Annotated in this window: 17 protein-coding genes; 5 read left to right on the top strand and 12 right to left on the bottom strand. The window is 61.7% G+C overall.

The genetic code is table 11. The features are described from left to right. Positions 1-240 precede the first annotated feature (240 nt). Positions 241-1392, top strand: a complete 1152-nt coding sequence (locus HX818_RS11620) for an MFS transporter (protein ID WP_087693074.1) — start codon at positions 241-243, stop codon at positions 1390-1392. 46 nt (positions 1393-1438) lie between these two features. Here HX818_RS11620 and HX818_RS11615 read toward each other — a convergent pair whose 3' ends face one another. From HX818_RS11615 to HX818_RS11595, 5 genes are all read right to left on the bottom strand, one after another. Beyond that, complete coding sequence (locus HX818_RS11615) at positions 1439-2053, bottom strand: type III secretion effector protein (RefSeq protein WP_177020143.1); 615 nt, start codon at positions 2051-2053, stop codon at positions 1439-1441. A 926-nt stretch (positions 2054-2979) separates the two neighbouring features. Continuing rightward, a complete protein-coding gene (locus tag HX818_RS11610) occupies positions 2980-3951 on the bottom strand; it encodes a type III secretion protein (protein WP_177020142.1) in 972 nt (323 codons plus the stop codon). Positions 3952-4173: 222 nt separating this feature from the next. Continuing rightward, on the bottom strand, positions 4174-6579 hold the full coding sequence (locus tag HX818_RS11605; RefSeq protein WP_177020141.1) for a TonB-dependent receptor: 2406 nt from the start codon (positions 6577-6579) through the stop codon (positions 4174-4176). 96 nt (positions 6580-6675) lie between these two features. Next, on the bottom strand, positions 6676-7650 hold the full coding sequence (locus HX818_RS11600; RefSeq protein WP_008432738.1) for a FecR family protein: 975 nt from the start codon (positions 7648-7650) through the stop codon (positions 6676-6678). A 32-nt stretch (positions 7651-7682) separates the two neighbouring features. Continuing rightward, the gene (locus HX818_RS11595; protein WP_087693078.1) at positions 7683-8183 is read right to left on the bottom strand and encodes a sigma-70 family RNA polymerase sigma factor; all 501 of its coding nucleotides are present in this window, start codon (positions 8181-8183) and stop codon (positions 7683-7685) included. 147 nt (positions 8184-8330) lie between these two features. On the opposite strand from HX818_RS11595, the gene HX818_RS11590 reads away from it, so the two are divergent. Beyond that, complete coding sequence (locus HX818_RS11590; RefSeq protein WP_008432737.1) at positions 8331-8888, top strand: GNAT family N-acetyltransferase; 558 nt, start codon at positions 8331-8333, stop codon at positions 8886-8888. On the opposite strand, the gene HX818_RS11585 is transcribed toward HX818_RS11590, so the two are convergent. Then, positions 8866-9750 carry an EamA family transporter gene (locus HX818_RS11585; RefSeq protein WP_177020140.1) on the bottom strand — a complete coding sequence of 295 codons (885 nt, stop codon included), beginning with the start codon at positions 9748-9750 and terminating at the stop codon, positions 8866-8868. The genes HX818_RS11590 and HX818_RS11585 overlap by 23 nt on opposite strands. Before the next feature lie 115 nt (positions 9751-9865). On the opposite strand from HX818_RS11585, the gene HX818_RS11580 reads away from it, so the two are divergent. The 3 genes from HX818_RS11580 to HX818_RS11570 all read left to right on the top strand — a co-directional run bounded on the left by HX818_RS11580 (position 9866) and on the right by HX818_RS11570 (position 12316). Beyond that, a complete protein-coding gene (locus HX818_RS11580; protein WP_177020139.1) occupies positions 9866-10645 on the top strand; it encodes a helix-turn-helix transcriptional regulator in 780 nt (259 codons plus the stop codon). Between the two features lie 165 nt (positions 10646-10810). Then, positions 10811-11782, top strand: coding sequence for a GlxA family transcriptional regulator (locus HX818_RS11575; RefSeq protein WP_008432734.1), 972 nt, complete (start codon positions 10811-10813; stop codon positions 11780-11782). Positions 11783-11854: 72 nt separating this feature from the next. Beyond that, positions 11855-12316 carry a DUF4440 domain-containing protein gene (locus HX818_RS11570; protein WP_008432732.1) on the top strand — a complete coding sequence of 154 codons (462 nt, stop codon included), beginning with the start codon at positions 11855-11857 and terminating at the stop codon, positions 12314-12316. A gap of 124 nt (positions 12317-12440) precedes the next feature. Here HX818_RS11570 and HX818_RS11565 read toward each other — a convergent pair whose 3' ends face one another. From HX818_RS11565 to fmdA, 6 genes are read right to left on the bottom strand one after another with little or no spacing between them, the layout of a single operon-like run. Next, a complete protein-coding gene (locus HX818_RS11565; RefSeq protein ID WP_003218590.1) occupies positions 12441-13796 on the bottom strand; it encodes an MATE family efflux transporter in 1356 nt (451 codons plus the stop codon). A gap of 22 nt (positions 13797-13818) precedes the next feature. Beyond that, a complete protein-coding gene (locus tag HX818_RS11560; RefSeq protein WP_177020138.1) occupies positions 13819-14382 on the bottom strand; it encodes a DUF2239 family protein in 564 nt (187 codons plus the stop codon). Between the two features lie 50 nt (positions 14383-14432). Next, a complete protein-coding gene (locus HX818_RS11555; RefSeq protein ID WP_177020137.1) occupies positions 14433-15389 on the bottom strand; it encodes an AAA family ATPase in 957 nt (318 codons plus the stop codon). Between the two features lie 3 nt (positions 15390-15392). Further along, complete coding sequence (locus tag HX818_RS11550; RefSeq protein ID WP_003218599.1) at positions 15393-16436, bottom strand: aliphatic amidase; 1044 nt, start codon at positions 16434-16436, stop codon at positions 15393-15395. A gap of 15 nt (positions 16437-16451) precedes the next feature. Continuing rightward, a complete protein-coding gene (locus tag HX818_RS11545; protein WP_177020136.1) occupies positions 16452-16799 on the bottom strand; it encodes a zinc ribbon domain-containing protein in 348 nt (115 codons plus the stop codon). Between the two features lie 2 nt (positions 16800-16801). Then, positions 16802-18031: a formamidase gene (gene fmdA / locus HX818_RS11540; RefSeq protein ID WP_003218608.1), complete on the bottom strand. Its 1230-nt coding sequence runs from the start codon at positions 18029-18031 to the stop codon at positions 16802-16804. Between the last annotated feature and the right edge of the window lie 298 nt (positions 18032-18329).

The raw sequence follows: 18329 nt of genomic DNA, 5'->3' as shown, positions 1-18329 counted from the left end.
CCCGGGGTTCACCAGTTCTCGCGGGGATTACGCACCTTCCAGGCCACCTCGCACCTCAAGTGGTTACTTGTCCTACGAACTGATAGTGGTTGGAAAGGCCCGTCGCGTTCCATGATCCTGGAAAAAATGTTTGGCCCTGTGTTCAGGCATGCCAAGGGAACCCGGCTCGCTCGATACGGCCTGATGTGCAAGGATGTTGCGCTGCACATCGTTCGTTGAACGCAAAACCAAGGATTTTTCATGACCGCCATCAGCACCCCAGCGCCCGTGGTACCCGGGCGGCTGGAACAAATGTCGACCCGCATCGCGTTTTTCATCGCCGGCTTCGGCATCGCCGCCTGGGCACCACTGGTGCCTTATGCCAAGGCCCGCGCCCAACTCAATGAGGGCACCCTCGGCCTTTTGCTGTTGTGCCTGGGGGTAGGCTCGATGATCGCGATGCCGGTCGCCGGGGCCCTGGCGTCGCGCTACGGTATCCGGCGAGTGGCCACCGGCGGCACCCTCCTGATCTGCCTGGGCCTGCCGATGCTGGCCACCGTCACCTCGATTCCGTTGCTGATGGCCGCGCTGTTTGTGTTTGGTGCCGGCCTGGGCACGGTGGACTCCACGGTCAACCTGCAAGCGGTGATGGTCGAACGGGCCAGCGGCAAGACCATGATGTCGGGCTTCCACGGGCTGTTCAGCCTGGGCGGGATCGTCGGGGCGGCAGGTGTCAGCGGGCTGCTGGGGTTGGGCTGGTCGCCGTTGCAGGCCACCCTCGCCGTGATCGTCGTCATCGTAGTGGCCTTGCTCAAGGCCGGGCCACACCTGCTGCCTTACGGCAGTGAAAGCTCCGGGCCGGCCTTTGCCGTGCCCCACGGCGTGGTGCTGTTTATCGGCTGCCTGTGCTGCATCGTGTTTCTTGCCGAAGGCGCCGTGCTGGACTGGAGCGCGGTGTTCCTGAGCGCCGAGCGCGGCCTTGACGAAGCCTATGCGGGCCTTGGCTACGCAGCCTTTGCCCTGACCATGACCGTCGGGCGCCTTACCGGCGACAGGATAGTTCGCCGCCTGGGCGCAACCCGGGTGATTGTATTCGGTGGCGCGCTCGCCGCCGGCGGCATGCTGTTGGCGACGCTATTCCCTGCGTGGGAAACCGCCCTGCTGGGGTATGCGTTGGTCGGTGCCGGGTGTTCGAACATCGTACCGGTGCTGTACACCGCCGTCGGCAAGCAGACCGTCATGCCGGAACACATTGCGGTGCCCGCCATCACCACCCTGGGCTACACCGGCATTCTCGCCGGCCCTGCGGTGATCGGCTTCATCGCCCATGGCAGCAGCTTGAGCACTGCCTTTGTGCTGATTGCCGTACTGCTGATCGGTGTGGCGATCAGCGGGAAAATACTGCGGGTCTGACCACCCAGCCCCATCACGCCTCGTGTATTGAGGCGTCAACCCGGGGTCATTTGGCTTTCTGGAGCTCCAGCCAGCGATCAAGGGTTTTGTTGCTGAGCCAGCCCGCCTGGTGATGGCTGCCGAAAATTCGCCGACCGCTGTCGGCGGTGTTTTCCAGCGACCGCAACAAGCCCGGCCGGTCCACAAGGTTTTTCGCCATATACACCTGCTGTTCGTCGTATTTCTTCTTCGGTAGCCCCGTGGCCGGGTCCAGTACAACTTGGCCATGGCTGTCGAGCTCATCCGGGTCTTTGCTCATCATCGCCAGCACCTCGATATTGACGTAGCAGATCTGCTCGAAAAACCCCATGCGGTCCCGCGACCGGTCCCGTAACTCGGTGAACATTTCCTTGAACAGGCGGACGAGATCGGCATTGTTTTTTGTGTGGAAAGGGTCCGGGCTGAAGGCACTGGGATCGCTGTTGCCGAACACTACGTTCTCGGCCTGTGCCAGGCTTTCGCGGGTGATGTAGCCGTCCTGGCCGAGGATCGCATCGATCAGGCGCGGGCGCTGGATGATCGCCTTGGCAAGCAGGATAGCGCTGTCGGCCTCTCGGCTGGCACCGAGCTTTTTACTGGCGATTCGTTGCAGTGAAGACAGCTTCAGTCCGTCAGTTCTCATGGAGTTTTTTCAGCATGGCAAATTGGGCGTTCGCCGCGCTCACCAAATCGCTGTCCGGCAAACGAATGTAGGGATTGGGCCCGCGGAGGCGGCTGGCCACTTCGTTCTGAAGCCCCAGGTGTTGCAGCAGACTCCTGCAGTGACTCTCCCCCCGCAAAGGAGGCCGATAGCCTGATGAGCGGACAGGCGCCCCGCCGGATTGATGGCTGTGCTTTCGCGCAGCCTCACCGGGTTCACTTGAAGCGGCGTGAATTGCCCGTGTACCGCCGTCCAGTGCCGGGGCAATACAGGGTGTAGCACCGAGGTGCTGGCAGACCGACCCGCCGTTGATTGTCATGATTCATCTCCACCATTTTCCGGTTCCACATTGACCTGGTCATCATCCCGGCAATCGCCGTATCGCTCAGGTGAAAACAGGCCAAAGGTGTGTGGTGTGCCGGTGGCAATGGTTCCGAGATAGAGCAGCGTTCCAATGACAACATGTAAAAACCGAAGAATCAGTCGGCTTTTCGAGACCCTGGCGAGGTCGGTTTTGTCTCCTGCCAAAGGTCTTTGATCGCTGCGACCATAGCGCCCATCACCGCGCGCAACGGGCGTAACCCAGGCGCGTGGGAGGCAGGCAACTGCCCGTGCGGCAACATGCCTTTGATGAAGTCGTCAGCCGCCGGCGCCTGGAAAGTGTGCTGCCCGGTGAAGTTCTTCACTCGCCGGGCTTCGGTGCCCTCTTCGCACCGTTTGCCCGGTGCGGCAACGGGGGGCGGTTGCAGGGTATCGCTGCCCGTCGGCGCAAGACAGGCTGGCTGATAGCCAGGATTGTGCGATCCACACGAAGGTGTAGCCATGTCTGAGCCCTGGCTGAGAGTTTGAAAGCAGCGGATTGATCAAGGCAGGTCATCACGCCGCGAGAGGGTCGCGGCGTGATCGAGCTAAAACAGGTTCAGAGAGAGGTGGCGCAGGGCGGCTCTGCCGATCTTGCCGTCATACCGGTCAAGAGAATCCATCAGCGTTAACAGGCTTGAGCGCTGAGTGACTTCCTTGGCCAACTCGATGAGCCGCTGTTGCTTTGGGTCGCTCGACGACGATGCGGCCAATTTTTTCAAATCTTTGATACTGATGGAGCGGCTCCAGATACCCTTCAGGGCGTCGAAGTCCTTCAACATCTGTTCGGCGAGCTGTTTGTCGGTCTTGTACTTCAAGGCGTTGCCGGAGTCGAGCACGGCGTTGAGGTCCCGCCGGGAGATTCGACCATCCAGATCACCGGTCCTGCCGGCTCGGTCAAAGGCTTGTATTACGTCTGGGTGTCGCAGCAGTTCCCGGGCCAACAGAATGTTCTCATTACGGTCCTGGTCGTTGGTCAACCGTCTGCCCGCCATCTCCTCCAGGCTTTGTTTTGTGATGAAGGGCTGGCCCGGCACCGTGAACGCATCAAATTTGTTCTTGAGGAGGTTCCCCAGTTGATCGGGGGTTTGCCTCGAAAAGTGTGGGTCCGGGCGACCGTATCCCGGGTCAGGCTTGCAGGGGGTCGGACGGCAGTGTCCGGGAAGAGGCCTGAGTGGAATGGAAGGGTCAGGACGACCATAACCGGGGTGAGGCCGGAACGGATTGAACAGCTTGTGCAGAAAGTCCTGAAGCTGTCCGATCAGCCCGCCCAGGAACGAGTTTGCATAGGACGCCCGGAATGAGTTGTTGGCGGCACCATGGGGATCCGTCGTGCTCTGCGTCGTCGTCCAATTCGAATATCCCGGGCCGATCCCATTCTGTGGCAAGTTGAAGCTGATGTGGATCGACCCCTGCCCGGAGCGTGAGCGTGACTGCGTCGATGTGGCGGCATCAGTATGCGGCTGCGCGGCGTTATCAGAGGGGTTGGCAACAGTTGAGTTAGTTAAGGTTACCGACATAGGCATCTCCAGTTCGGCGTATTGACACGATTCACTCCCGGCTCAAAGACACCTCGGCGATACAAGGTATCCCATGGAAAGTGGGCACCTCCTTGTGTGGTAGACCTGTCGGATTCAGTTCCTGCGGACGCAGAAAATCGTTAGAAAAAGAGTAGGAAGAAGGGCTATGGCGAGGGGGCTTGCGCCCCCTCGTCACTGTCGATACCTGGGATCAGGCACGCATCAGAAGCCGACGCTGGCCTGCACGAAGAACGTGCGCGGTTCACCCAGGTAGATCCCGGAGTTGTTGTCGCTGGAGCGGGTGTAGTGTTCCTGGTTGAACACGTTTTTTACCCCGACGCCCAGCTTCAGGTTCGACAGTTGCGCACCGAAGTCATAACCGCTGCGCACGTTGACCGAGACGTAGCCGGGAATATCCCCGTACTGGCCATCAGCAGTCGGCTGGGTGATGTAGGTGGTACCGGTGCCCGGCGCACGCTGGCCGGACTGGGCATAGACGTCCAGGTTGTGGGTCCAGTGGTTGATGTCGTAACGCAGCCCCAGGGTGGCCACTTCACGGGAGTACAGCGGCAAGTCGCGGCCCTTGAAGGCAACGTCGCCTTCGGAGGTAGCCCTGGTGTAGGTGAAGCCGGCGTTGGCGGTCAGGCCGTCCAGGCGCGGGTCGAGGTTCGACAGGTCGTAATGGGCCGACGCTTCGATGCCCTCGTGCTTGGTAGCGCCGAGGTTGGTCCAGCCCACATCGTTGCTGACGTATTGCAACTCGTCCGAGAAGTCGATGTAGAACAACGTCACTTCGCCGCCCCAGACGTTGTCGTTGTAGCGGGTACCAATTTCGTAGGTCTTGGCTTTTTCCGGGTTCAGGCCGTTCGCGGTCTGGTCGCCGTTACCGCCCTGGCCCAGCTGGAAGTATTGCAGGCTGCCGAAGGAGGTTTCGTAGTTGGCAAACAGCTTCCAGGCATCGGAGACGTGGTACATCACGCTCAAGGCCGGCAGCGGTTCGTTGTTGTGGATCTCGCGACGTTTCTCCTGAACCGTGGCGCCATTGAGGCCTACCACCGGACGGTCGTGCCATTCGGTGCGGATCTGCTCAAAGCGAATGCCCGGGGTGACGGTCCATTTGCCGATATCAATCTTGTTGTCGATATAGAACGAGTTGGCCTCGGTGCCACCGGTACGGTCCTGGTACACGTGGCCGTCACTCTGGCCCACGGGCGTCGGCACGTTGTTGACCAGCGCCAGGCTGGTGGCCTGCTCGTGCATGCCTTCCTTGAGGTAGCGATAACCGACGCTGACTTCCTGGGTGCTCGGCCCCAGGTCAAATACATGGGACACACGCGGCTCGATGCCGAAGGTGTAGTAGGTGCGCGGGTAGGAACCCAGGGTCTTCAGGTCGCGGTTGGCGATGTTGCTGCCGCGGAAACTGTCGGAGTAGTAGGTCAGCACTTCAGCCTGGGTGCGGTCGTCGATCTGCCGGATGTACTTGAAGGACATATCCTTGCGCCGGCCATTGAAGTTGTCCCAGTCACGTACCGATTGATACGGGTTGGCGTCGTACTGCTTCTGGGTCAGGCCGCCGGGCATGTCGGCGCTGGCGTCGTAGTAGTGGAAATTCAGCGAGAAATCGTCTTGATCGGTCGGCGCCCAGTGGGTCTTGAAGATCACGTCGTCGATGTCGTTGGAGTTGTTGCGGTCGCGGTAACCATCGCCCTTGGTCCCGGAATACAGCAACGCAGCACCGATACCGTTGTCGGCGGTGCCGCCGATGAAGGCGTTTTCAATGTGTTTCCAGCCGCCGTGGGCCGCGGTTTCCAGGGTGGTGCCGACTTCGCCGGAGAATTTTTCCGGGATGGCCCGGGTGACGAAGTTGATCACGCCGCCGACGTTCTGTGGTCCATAACGTACGGAGCCTGCGCCACGCACCACGTCGATGCTGTCGAGGTTGCCGGAGGAAATCGGCGCCATCGACAACTGCGGCTGGCCGTAGGGTGCAAACGCCGCCGGTACGCCGTCGATCAATACCGTGGAGCGTGGCGACAGACGCGAGGTCAGGCCGCGTACCCCGACGTTGAGGGAAATATCACTGCCACCGGTGCCGTTGGCCTCCTGTACCTGCACCCCGGGAATGCGCCGCAGCACGTCACCGACGTTCATCGCGCCCTGCTCCACCATGGCTTCACGGCGCACCACGGTGCGCGCGCCCGGGTGGTTCTGCACCACTTGGGCATTCGCGTCGCCGAGCCAGTCGCCAACCACCTTGATGTCGGTGGCACCCAACTCCAGCGGCGAACCGGCTTCGCCGGTGCCCTTGCCCAGCGGGCGCAGGGTCACGGAGCCCGCATCGATCTGGTAATCCAGGCCGCTGCCCTGCAGCAACTGGCGCAGCGCTTGTTCGGGCGACAGGTTGCCGTCGACGGCCGGGGCTTGTTTGCCGGCCACCATGTCGGGGCTGAAGAACACTTGCAGCGACGTCTGCTGACCCAATTGGCTCAAGGCCGAACCCAGGGACTGGGCCTGGATATGAATGCCATCGTCAGCATAGGCCGCCGGCAGTGCGGCGCTGACGGCCAGCGCCAGGGCGAGGGGTGCCCAGCGCGATGATTTATTGTTTTTCATGGCGAGTTTTTTCACGTCGAACGTAGTCCTGTGATCGCAAGAGAGTGCGGCTGTTAATGCAAACCAGTTGCAGTTGCACAAGAAGACGAAGAACTCGAAAAAAACCTGAATCTATCGCGAAATTATTTCCTGGCTACCGTCCGGCAAGGTGCGCAAGGCCACCGGAAGAATGTGCGGCAAGGCCTTGAGCAAAGCGTCGGTGTCGGTGGATTTGAACACGCTGGTCAAGCGCAGGTTGCTCACCGCGGGCGCGCTGACCCGCAAAGGTTGCTCGCGGTAACGTGAGACCTCCCGAGCCACTTCGCCGAGAGTGGCGTTGTTGAACACCAGCTTGCCGGTGCGCCAGGCCGTGAGCTCTTCAGGGTTGACGGCGTAGGCAGCCGCCACCTGGCCCCGGGTATCCACATGGGTGCCCCGACCAGCCGTGAGCATCACGATGTCATCGGATGAGCGCCCTTGCACTTTGACCGTACCGGCCTCGACCACCACGCGGGTCTGGTCGTCATCGCGGCGCACGTCGAAACGCGTACCGGTGACCGTCACCTGCCCTGCCCCGGCGTCCACCACGAAGGGCCGGCTGGTGTCGTGCTCGACGCTGAACATGGCCTCGCCCTGCTTGAGCTCGATGCCGCGCTGGCCTTTTACATAGTGCACGGCCACCACGCTGCGGCTGTTCAAGTCCATCAACGAGCCGTCGGGCAACGCCACCTGCCGGCGCTCCCCCAGTGCGGTGCGGAACTCGGCGTTGTACGTCGCCGGATGATCCAGGCCACTGAACAACCCCAGGCCCAGGGCCACCGCCAGCACACTTGCAGCCACTGCATAACGCAGCACGGGCCGGCGCTTCGCACGCGGCTGCGGGGCATCGCACAACGCCTGCAAGCGCGCCTTGGGCACCAGGTCGGTGGCACTCCACAAACCTTGCAGCACATCAAATTCGTACTGGTGCTCGGCATGCTCTGCACGCCAGGCATCAAAACGCTCGCGTTCTTCTGCGCTCAATGGGCTGTCCTGCACACGCACAAACCATTGCGCCGCCTCGTCGCGGGCCGTCGCACTGCCGCAGGCACACTCACGGGTATCCATCATGGAAGATCCTGTTTCAAAGCGGGCATTGGTCATGGTGCCATCGCATCCAGGCGGTCACGTAGATGCCGCAGGGTGCGGATCATATACTTTTCCACCATGTTTTTAGACAGGCCCAGGCGTTCGGCGATTTCCTGCTGGGTCAGGCCCTCGATTTTCTGCCAGATGAAAATCTTGCGGCAATTGAGCGGCAGCTCGGCCAGGGCTCGCTCGATGGAATCCGCCAGCTGGATCGCGTGCATGAAATGCTCCGGGTCGCCACTGTGGGGCGAACTCTGATCAAAGGCTTCCAGGGCCATCGCCTCCCGCCGGTCCTCGCGGCGATAGGCGTCAACGGCGATATTGCGCGCCGTTTGATGCAGATAGGCGCGAGGTTGCTCAACCTTGGTGGCGTTGGACTCAAGCACCCGCACAAAAGTGTCGTGGGCCAGGTCTTCGGCCTGCTGACGGTTTCTCAGGCGGCGCGTCCAGGTCCCGATCAACTCTTCGTAGTGCTCGAAAAAGCCTGTTCTGCGGGGCGGCTGAGGAGTCATCAAGGAAGCACTGGGGAGGCGGGGTGTGAATAGTAATGCTTCCTATTAAGCAGGGCAATTGCTTGCCGTCGTCCTCTTTCCTTGACCCTTGTACAACCCGCCCAATCCCGGCAGCATTCGCCCGTGACTTTCACGGACGAGCACCTTATGACCCTGCCCTTTTTCGCCCCCGTACTTCTCACCACCGAACGCCTGGGCCTGCGCCCTCCCCATCAGGATGACTGGCGCGCGCTGTTTGCCATTTGGTCCGACCCCGAGGCCATGCGCTACTTTTCCTTTCCCACCATGACCCGCGCCGAGCAAGCCGTTGAACGCTTCGGCCAACTGATGGAGGCATCGATTGCCGGTGAAGACCTGGTGTGCATGGTGGAGTTGCTGGCCACCGGCGAGGTGATCGGCAGTTGCGACCTGTTCAATGTCGACGAGCAATGCCGCCGCGCTGAAATCGGCTTTACCCTGGGCCGCCAGCATTGGGGCAAGGGCTACATGAGCGAAGCCGCCCGCGCCGTGATCGACCATGGGTTCAACACCGCCGGGCTGCGCCGCCTTGAAGCCGACATTGACCCACGCAACCTGGGCTCCGCAAAGCTGCTTGAGCGCCTGGGTTTCGTCCGCGAAGGCTTGCTGCGCGAGCGCTGGGTGGTCGGCGACGAGATCTCGGACAGCGCGCTGTATGGCCTGCTCAAGCGTGACCGTCCTGCCTGACCCACAACGGACGCCCCTTCTTCAGGCCGACGATCAGGGCCAAGAGGATCAAGCCCATGGCCTGCCACTGCGAAACCCCGGGGCGCTCACCCAGGATCAGCATTGAACTGACGATGCCGAACACCGGGATCAGCAGTGACAGGGGCGCCACCCGGGAAACCGGGTACTCGCGCAACAGCAAGTTCCAGCCCCAGTAACAAAAGTGCGTCGCGCCATACACCTGGAACGCCAGCGAGAACAACGCCACGCCGTTCAGTTGAGCAGGCAAAGCGATAAAGGCTTGCGAGCCATCCAGCAGCCACGTCAACAGCACCAGCGGCAACGGCGCAAACAGGCTGGCCCAGACCACGAACCCAAAGATCTCCCGCACCCGGGAAACCTTGATGATGATATTGCCGATGCTCCAGGCCAGGGCACTGAACAGCACCAGGGCAAACCCCAGCAGCGTGGCCGTCCCCACCACGCCCAGCAGCATGCCTGCCAACCCCATGGCCGCCAGCAGCACACTGATCAATTGCGCCAGGGAAAGGCTTTCCCGAAACAGCAGCACGCCCCAGCCCAGGGTGAAGAATGCGCTGAACTGGATCAGCAGCGAGGCACTGCCAGGGGGTACGCCCATGGCGATCCCGAGGTTGATCAAGGCCCACATCGCCACCCCGAATATCAAGCCATAGGCCGCCAGCCACTTCACCGCGACCTGGGGCCGGCGCACCAGAAACACCCAGGGCAACGCCGCCAGGGTGAACCGCAGGGCCGTCAGCAACAGCGGGTTGATCTCGGCCAGGCCGAGTTTGGTAATGGGGAAATTGAGTCCCCACACAGCCGTCACCAGGACGGCCAGTAACAGGTGTTTTTGCTTCATCGTGACGGGTCCATTGACTCGGTGGCACGACAGGAGGCCGTGCATCCGATAGATTTTTTCGTAAACCGCGATGGCCCGCCTGCGATTGTGGGTCAATAAAGGCTAGAATCAGGCCATGCCCGATATTCATCCCTACGAAAACACCCCGCGCGACGTGGTCGTGACCGCCATCGACTATGCCGACGGCGAGCTGTTCCCCGCCCACGCGCACCCGCGAGGCCAGTTGGCCTATACCAGCCAGGGTGTCATTACCGTCTACAGCGCCACCGGTAACTGGGTGGTGCCGCCTCGCCGCGCGATCTGGGTGCCGCCGCATGTGTCCCACGCCATGCTGATGCGCGGGCCGGTGACGATGCTCAACACCTACATTCGCCCGCAGGCGGCGCGGCGGCTGGAGTTGCCGCAACAGTGCCAGGTGCTGGATGTGTCGCCGCTGCTTGGGCAGTTGCTGGAGAAGGCCGTCGAGGTACCTGCGCGTTACGCGATGGGTGGCCGCGACAGCTATTTGATGGGCTTGCTGCTGCACGAGATCGCCCGGATGCCGGTGCTGCCGCTGTGTGCGCCGTTGCCGGCCGAGCCTCGATTGGCGAAGGCCTGCGAAGAGTTTCTGGCTGGGCCTTCGTTGGAGGTCAGCATTGATGCCATGGCCTTCGGCGCGGGGATGAGCCGCCGGACGTTTACCCGGCAGTTTCGTCAAGCCACGGGTATCAGTTACCTGCAGTGGCGCCAGCAAGCCTGCCTGCTGGCGGGGATTGTGCGGCTGGGCAATGGGGAACCGGTGACCAGGGTGGCGCTGGATTTGGGGTATAGCAGCCCGAGTGCGTTTGCGACGGTGTTCAAGCGTGTGTTGGGTGAGGTGCCGAGTCGTTATTTCAGCAACGAGTTGCGACGCTGATTGAGACCGGTGGGGGGATTTGTGGATGGATTGGTCCGGGGTATTTACCCGTTGCTGCGGTAACGGCGTCAATGACTTTACCGACGCGGTACTACGGGAAAAAATCCGCTTCAGGTAATCTGTCTGTCACCTTGATTGACAGATCAGACGGTTTTGGAGCGCCTCATGCAACGCATTGGTTTCATCACCTTTTCCGGTTTCGGCGTCATGAGTTTCTCTGCACTGTCAGTTTTCGAGAGTGCCAATAATGCATTGGGTAAAACCCATTACGACGTACGTCTGATCTCGGAGCACGGCGGGCCGGTACGCAGTTCACTCGGCGTGGTGGTGCAGACTGAAGCCTTCGGCAAGACTGCATTCGACACGGTGATCATCGGTGGCGGCAATGACCGCGAATTCACGCCCGGCTTGCTGGATTACCTGCGTCAGGCTGCCAGAAATAGCCGACGCCTGGCCGCCACCTGCTCCGGAACCTTCTTCCTGGCCCAAGCAGGCTTGCTTGACGGTATGCGAGCGACCACCCACTGGTTTTTCGCGGCAGAATTCCGCAAACGCTACCCCAAGGTGCGGCTGGAAGAGGAGCGTTTGTTTATCGTCGACGGTTCGCTATGGACAAGCGCCGGCATGACCGCTGGCATCGACCAAGCCCTGGCGATGGTCGAAGCCGATCTTGGCGCGACGGTAGCGCGGGCGGTATCGAAAACCTTCATCCTGCAAAACCGCCGTGCCGGGGGGCAGCCACAGTCCTCGGCACTGCTGGACATGGAACAGAAGACCGACCGTATCCAGACTGCCATAGCCTATGCGCGCAATAACCTGCATCGCAGCCTGAGCCTCGACGAACTGGCCGAAGCAGCCCATTTAAGCCTGCGCCAATTCAGCAGGGCGTTTCGAGCACAGACCGGCGTATCCCCAGCCAAAGCCATTGAAAAGCTGCGGATCGAAACAGCCTTGGTGCTGATCCAGGACGGCCGTCATCCTATCGAAGGCATTGCCCGCCAGACCGGCTTTGGCGACAGCGAACGCATGCGAAGGGCATTTATCCGCGAATTCGGCAAACCGCCGCAGGTGATGCGGCGCACGGCAAGAAGCCGGTCGGAAACGGCGGCATCGGGAATGTCCAGAAACGAGGGTTAAATGGCCTTTGCTTCGCCCTGCCCGAGCCTAGGCTAAACCTCAGGTCACTCAACCCGATTCCCGAGGAACTCCATGAAACCTTATGCCCTGGCCTTCGGCGCCTTGCTCAGCCTGCTTAGCGCCACCACAAGCTTCGCCGCAGCCAAAGAGGATGACGCTCGCGCCTTCTTCACCCGGTTTGTCGCCGCTCAAAACGCCCACGACCTCACCCAGATCAAGGCAATGCTCTGGGACTCGCCAAAAATGCTCTGGTACGCCCGAGGTGGCGAAAACTGGGGGCCGGATGCGGTGGTCAGCAAGCTCAAGGTGTACTACCAGGGCGCCTGGCAACTTAAGCCCGACATGAGCCACTTCAGCGTGGTGCTGGTGGCCGATAACGTTGCGCAACTGATGGTGCCGATCACCTTCACCCGTAGCCACGCCGGTGAAACACCTACCGACAGCACCTTCCTGATCAGCCAGACGCTGGTCATGGGCAAGGATGGCTGGCGTGTAGCGAGCATCATGCCGATCGCCGATACCAACTTCAAATAAGCCGATGTCCGAAAACGAGACCTTGGCGCAAACGCTTACGCGTCTTAGCGTTGCGTCATCAATCTGATAGTCCTGGATGGCCGGTACCTATATGACGAATAGGTACCCGCGCCACCCCACACACTCACACCAACCGCTTGATCTGCTTATGCCGCCAAACCAACCGGTAATACGCCGTCTGCAACCCCAACATCGCCAGATACGTCACCGGAAACGCCATCCACACCCCTTCCAGCCCAAACCGCGCATTCAGCAGATACGCCACCGGCAACTCCACCCCCAACACGCAAACGATCGAGATCCCCACCGGCACCAGCACCACCCCGCTGGCCCGCATGATCCCGCCCACCACGGCCTGAAAACCGAACACCAGGATGCTCCAGAGCATGATATGCAGCAGGTGCTCAGCCTTGACCCGCGCATCCACGTCGGTAATGAACAACCCCAACAGCCAGTGCGACAACACATACCCCAGCACTATCAACCCACCCGTCAGGCACAGGTTGATCAAAATCCCCGTACGCAGGATCGGCCCAATCCGCTCCAGGCGCCCCGCCCCGATCGCCTGCGCCCCCAGAATCGACGCCGTGATCGCAATCGACAATGCCGGAAACTGCACATAGTTGACGATCTGCGTCACCGCCCCATACGCCGCCGTCGCCTGGGAACCATGGCTGTTGACCAGCGCCAGAATCACCAGCTCCGACAACGACAGCACCACCATCTGCAACCCGGTGGGCAACCCGATACGCAGGACCTTGCCCAGGATCACCCGATCCAGCCGCAGCGCCGCCATCAACTGGCGATCCGGCGCCATCACGTGGTTTTTATGGCGCAGGCGCAGCACCAGGAACGTCATCGCCAGGGCATTCCCCACCAACCCCGCCACCACCGCGCTCTGGATACCCATCGGCGGCAGGCCCAGCCAACCCTTGATCAGCGCAGGGGTCAGCACCAGGCCCACGGTGGTCGACACCATCAGCGCCAATAAGGGCGACACCGTGTCACTCACGCCCCGCAGCAGTTGGGTGAACAGGATGAACACCAGCAACAGCGGCATGATCAGCATCATCATCTGCGCATAACCCACCGCGTCATCCAGCACATCCACCGGTGTGCCCAGGGCCTGCATTGCCGGGCGCGCAAACACGCTGCCCAGCACCGCCGCGATCACCCCGATCAGGGCGCCGAGGGTCAGGGTGGCGCCAGTGATCGACTTGACCATCGAGGTTTCCTGCGCGCCCCACGCCTGGCCGATCAGCACCGAAGCACCCGCCCCCAGGCCGATCACCAGGGCGATAAAGAAAAACACGATGGGGAACATCCCCGACACCGCCGCCAACGCCTGGGTGCCGAGCATCTGCCCGACATAGATCCCGTTCAGCGTGCCGGAAAAGCTCTGGAGGAAATTGGACAGCACCATGGGTGCCAGAAAGATCAGGTAGATCTGCCACAACGGTCGTTGCTGGGTGACTTCCATGAAGGTTCGGATCTCAATGCAATTAGGCAGGGAAAGCGTTGCGTGACAACCAGGCCAGGTACAACTTCACATCCACCGGCCAGTGCGCAATCCTGTTGGAAAATTCCGCGCCGTCCTGGGCAAACAACGCCCGCGAGGCTTCTTCAAAACCTGGCAGGTCGCCGCCGATGGCGCTCATGAAACGATAGCTGGATTCCTTCGCCTGGCGTCGCTCATCGTGCTCGGCATGGGCGTTGCGCGCTTCGTCCACCAACCGGCGCAAGGCCGCCGAGGCGCCGCCGCGTTGTTGTCCCAGCCACTCCCAGTGCCTCGGCAGCAAGGTCACTTCACGGGCGACCACCCCCAGCTTCGGACGGCCTACAGCAGGTGACGCCGGCACGTCGGCCTCCGTCACCGCGACGGTCGGTTGCTGCGGTGCGTAACCGGCGGGCCAGGGATAGTCGACTTGAACACCGCTGGCGTCATCAAACACCAGCAAGCTGCCCGTCGCCAGGTCGAGGCTTTTCAGGTTTTTGGCGACGTCGGCATAAGAGCCGGCAGCCACGCGTTGGTGGCCAAGGAAGGCGGTGCACTGTGATGCGCTCATGACTTTTACCCGGATTATTTTGTTTTACCCGGGTTATATTAGTCTGAAATTTATTGGATGCAAGCCGCTTGTTGCGAAACCACCAAACGATCACTGTCGACAGTCGCGCCCATGGGGCCCACACCCGGGTCGCGCAATACGCATTCGGCAATCGCCGGCTCCAGCTCCACCCGCAATCGGCGGCCCAAGGCGCGGGCGCCGAACCGTACGTCATGATCGCGGCACAGCCAGGCACGTGCCGATTCATCCAGCACCAATGATCGGTGCTGCGCCGCCAGGCGTTGATTGAGTTTGCCGAGTTCCACCTTGAGCAGTGCCTCAAGCCACTGATGGTCGATGGGCTCGAACATCAGGATACGGTCGATGCGATTGAGAAATTCCGGCTCGAAGTGGCGGTGCAAGGCGTCCTCCAACACCCCCGCTTCACCGCGCCCCCACCAGCGCAACGGAGCAAAGCGTTGCCGGTGCCGACGCGCCTGCTGGGCGCCGATATTGCTGGTCATGAAGATCAGGCTGTTGCGAAAGTCCAGCGTCCGAGCGCCGCCCGCCAGCGTCAGCTGGCCGTTTTCAAGGATGCCCAGCAGGCTGCGCACCACTTCCTGGCTGGCTTTTTCCAACTCGTCGAACAGCACGATACCAGGGCGGCTGTAGCTACCCTGGATCAGTTCGCTGTTGAACAGGCTGATGCCCTCCTTGCTGCCGACATAACCCGGCGGTGCACCGGTGAGTGCGGCGGCATAATGCTCCTGGGCCAGGGTGTGCATGTCGATACGGCAGAACCCGTCGGCACGCCCGTGCAACGCCTGCGCCAGCAGCCGGACGATTTCCGTCTTGCCGACCCCGGTAGGCCCCATGAACAGGTTGACGCTCAACGGCCGCTCACGCTCACCAATATCGGCCTTGACCACCTTGAGCAACCCTTCCATTTGGGCCAGGGCTGCGTCCTGGCCAACGATACGGCTGCGCAGCAAGGCCATGACCTGGGCCGGTTCAAAAGTAAACCGCATGCCTCAACCCGCCGTTTTTTCTTTACCGCCATGGGGCAACTGCCCCACCGGGCATTCGGCGACACCGACGGTGCTGCGAGTGAAGGCCTCGACATTCTCTTGGGCCTTTTGCGCGTCCAGCACCCAGGTGCGATAGAACTCGAATGGGCAATCCGCCACGCCCTTGTCCCCATCGCCCGAGGCATGCATGCCGGTGTAGCCACGGTGCAGCAACTTGAACAGATGGTTCTGCGACTGGTCGTTGGCCCGCGCATCGCGGATCTGCGACACCGACAGCTGGGCGTACTGAATGCCCATCTCTTCCTCGCCGCACTCGCCCAGGGTACGGCCATCGAAGCCGATGATCGCCGAGTGCCCGAAGTACGAATACACCCCGTCGAACCCCGCCGCATTCGCCACCGCCACGTAGCAGTTATTGGCCCAGGCCATGCTCTTGGACATCTGCACCTGCTGCTCCTTGGCCGGGTACATATAGCCCTGGCAGCGCACGATCAGCTCGGCGCCTTTCATCGCACAGTCACGCCAGATCTCCGGGTAGTTGCCGTCGTCGCAGATGATCAGGCTGACCTTCATGCCCTTGGGCCCGTCGCACACGTAGGTGCGATCGCCCGGGTACCAGCCCTCGATCGGGCACCACGGAATGCATTTGCGGTAACGCTGGACGATCTCGCCGAGGTTATTGATCAGCACCAGCGTGTTGTACGGCGCCTTGTGCGGGTGCTCCTCGTGGCGTTCACCGGTCAGGGAAAACACGCCCCAGGTATTGGCCTGGCGGCAGGCCGCGGAGAAAATCGCCGTCTCCTCGCCGGGAATACTCGCGGCGGTCGCCATCATCTCGTCGTGGTCGTACATGATCCCCATGGTGCTGTATTCGGGGAACACCACCAGGTCCATGCCGGGTAAACCCTGCTTCATGCCGACAATAATCTCGGCAATCTTCTTCGCGTTATCGATGACCTCGGCCTTGCTGTGCAGGCGCGGCATCTTGTAGTTCACGACAGCAACGCCGACCGTGTCCGGGCTGCTGGAAATGTCGCCATGGCGCATTGCAAATCTCCTCGGTCAATGACTGATCATCCAGGGCCGTGGCCCGGTCCTGGTCTTGAGCCCCAGCGGGTTGGCCTTGCTCGGCACCACCGGCTTGCTGGTGCCACAGCAACTGCAGCCCGCCGGGTGCTTGCGCGCTGCCTGATATTCGCCGACGGTTTGCGGCGCATGGGCGCTGCGCTCGTTACCGGCTATGGCCTTGCGCTGATTGGCCGACAGCGTGGTCAGCGCCGGCGCCGACAGCAGCAACTGCCCGCCCGGGCCGTCGCAATACGGGCATTGGCTGGGGTCGTGACGCTGGGCCATGGGCCGCAGCATCGTGAAGGTGCCGCAGGACTCACAGGCATATTCATAGGTCGGCATGGCTACAGATCCGGTGCGATGGGCAGGTCGATGCTGCCGTCGAGGAATTGGGTCGGGCCGCTGGCATTGGGGTTGATGTCGAACTCGAAGATTTCAGTCGGCAGCCACAACGTCGCGCAGGCGTTGGGGATGTCCACCACGCCGCTGATATGCCCCTGCACCGGCGCCGAGCCGAGCAACGCATACCCCTGGGCCGGCGAGTAGCCGAACTTGGTCAGGTAGTTGATCGCATTCAGGCAGGCCTGGCGGTAAGCGACATTGACGTCCAGGTAGTGCTGCTGGCCCTGTTCGTCGACGGAGATGCCTTCGAAGATCAGGTAGTTCTTGTAGTTCGGGGTGATCGGGCTTGGCTTGAACACCGGGTTCTTGATCCCGTATTTGGCCATGCCGCCCTTGATCAGCTCGACCTTCATGTGCACCCAGCCGGCCATTTCGATGGCGCCGCAAAAGGTGATTTCGCCGTCGCCCTGGCTGAAGTGCAAGTCGCCCACCGACAGGCCGGCGCCGTTGACGTACACCGGGAAATAGATCTTCGAGCCGCGGGACAAATCCTTGATATCGCAGTTGCCGCCATGCTCACGGGGCGGCACGGTGCGGGCACCGGTGGCGGCGGCATCATCACGGGCCGAGCCCTTGAGTTTGCCCATGTGCGCGGTGGCGGCCAGCGGGGCGTTGGCCAGGGGTGGGACGCGGGTCGGGTTGGTGTCGATCAGCTCCTGCTCGCGACGATTCCAGTCGGCGAGCATCACCGGGTCGGGCAGGCAGCCGATCAGGCCGGGGTGGATCAGGCCCGCAAAATTGACGCCCGGGATGTGCCGGGAGCTGGTGAACATACCCTTGAAATCCCAGATGGCTTTTTGCGCGCTGGGGAAGTGATCGGTGAGAAAGCCGCCGCCGTTCTGGCGCGAGAAGAACCCGTTGAAGCCCCACTGGGAGTCGGCCTTGGCGCCGATGTCGAGCAGGTCGACCACCAGCAAGTCGCCGGGTTCGGCGCCGTGTACGCCCACCGGGCCGGAGAGGTAATGTACGGTGGAGAGGTCGACGTCGCGCACGTCGCTGGCGTCGTCGTTGTTCTTGATGGCGCCGGCGGTCCAGTCGTAGGTTTCGAGGATGAAGTCATCGCCGGGTTTGACCCAGCAAGCCATCGGGATGTCCGGGTGCCAACGGTTGTGGATCTGTTCGTTTTCGGTGACGGGTTGGTTGAGGTCGACTTTGATCAGGGTGTCGGTCATCGAGGTGCTCCCGGAGGGTGGGTTGGCTGTCGGGAGCAGTCTCACGGGGATGGGGTTGGGCGGGGAATACGTTGGATGACGTATGCGTCTTTGGGGTTGGGGGGCATATCCGTTTTTTGGGTGATGGCTGATATTGGTTCCGCTCTTACAGCGGCTCACTTTTGAAAAGCCGGAATGCCGGCCCAGTCAAAAGTAAGCAAAACGCTCTTGCCCCACCACTCGGCACCTCGCCCAGGCTCGGTGTTCCCTCACTCCGGCTTTGGACCGTGGGCCGCCGTCCTGCCGGGTTACCCACGCT

The organism is Pseudomonas sp. F9001 (assembly GCF_013385435.1).
In the GTDB taxonomy this organism is placed as follows: Bacteria; Pseudomonadota; Gammaproteobacteria; order Pseudomonadales; family Pseudomonadaceae; genus Aquipseudomonas.
Note: the sequence above shows the minus strand (reverse complement) of the source record. Positions and strands in the feature narration are given on the sequence as shown.

Coding starts and splice junctions, on each gene's coding strand:
- HX818_RS11620 (WP_087693074.1), top strand. CDS start 241: ATGACCGCCATCAGCACCCCAGCGCCCGTGGTACCCGGGCGGCTGGAA.
- HX818_RS11615 (WP_177020143.1), bottom strand. CDS start 2,053: ATGAGAACTGACGGACTGAAGCTGTCTTCACTGCAACGAATCGCCAGT.
- HX818_RS11610 (WP_177020142.1), bottom strand. CDS start 3,951: ATGTCGGTAACCTTAACTAACTCAACTGTTGCCAACCCCTCTGATAAC.
- HX818_RS11600 (WP_008432738.1), bottom strand. CDS start 7,650: ATGGATACCCGTGAGTGTGCCTGCGGCAGTGCGACGGCCCGCGACGAG.
- HX818_RS11595 (WP_087693078.1), bottom strand. CDS start 8,183: ATGACTCCTCAGCCGCCCCGCAGAACAGGCTTTTTCGAGCACTACGAA.
- HX818_RS11590 (WP_008432737.1), top strand. CDS start 8,331: ATGACCCTGCCCTTTTTCGCCCCCGTACTTCTCACCACCGAACGCCTG.
- HX818_RS11585 (WP_177020140.1), bottom strand. CDS start 9,750: ATGAAGCAAAAACACCTGTTACTGGCCGTCCTGGTGACGGCTGTGTGG.
- HX818_RS11580 (WP_177020139.1), top strand. CDS start 9,866: ATGCCCGATATTCATCCCTACGAAAACACCCCGCGCGACGTGGTCGTG.
- HX818_RS11575 (WP_008432734.1), top strand. CDS start 10,811: ATGCAACGCATTGGTTTCATCACCTTTTCCGGTTTCGGCGTCATGAGT.
- HX818_RS11570 (WP_008432732.1), top strand. CDS start 11,855: ATGAAACCTTATGCCCTGGCCTTCGGCGCCTTGCTCAGCCTGCTTAGC.
- HX818_RS11565 (WP_003218590.1), bottom strand. CDS start 13,796: ATGGAAGTCACCCAGCAACGACCGTTGTGGCAGATCTACCTGATCTTT.
- HX818_RS11560 (WP_177020138.1), bottom strand. CDS start 14,382: ATGAGCGCATCACAGTGCACCGCCTTCCTTGGCCACCAACGCGTGGCT.
- HX818_RS11555 (WP_177020137.1), bottom strand. CDS start 15,389: ATGCGGTTTACTTTTGAACCGGCCCAGGTCATGGCCTTGCTGCGCAGC.
- HX818_RS11550 (WP_003218599.1), bottom strand. CDS start 16,436: ATGCGCCATGGCGACATTTCCAGCAGCCCGGACACGGTCGGCGTTGCT.
- HX818_RS11545 (WP_177020136.1), bottom strand. CDS start 16,799: ATGCCGACCTATGAATATGCCTGTGAGTCCTGCGGCACCTTCACGATG.
- fmdA (WP_003218608.1), bottom strand. CDS start 18,031: ATGACCGACACCCTGATCAAAGTCGACCTCAACCAACCCGTCACCGAA.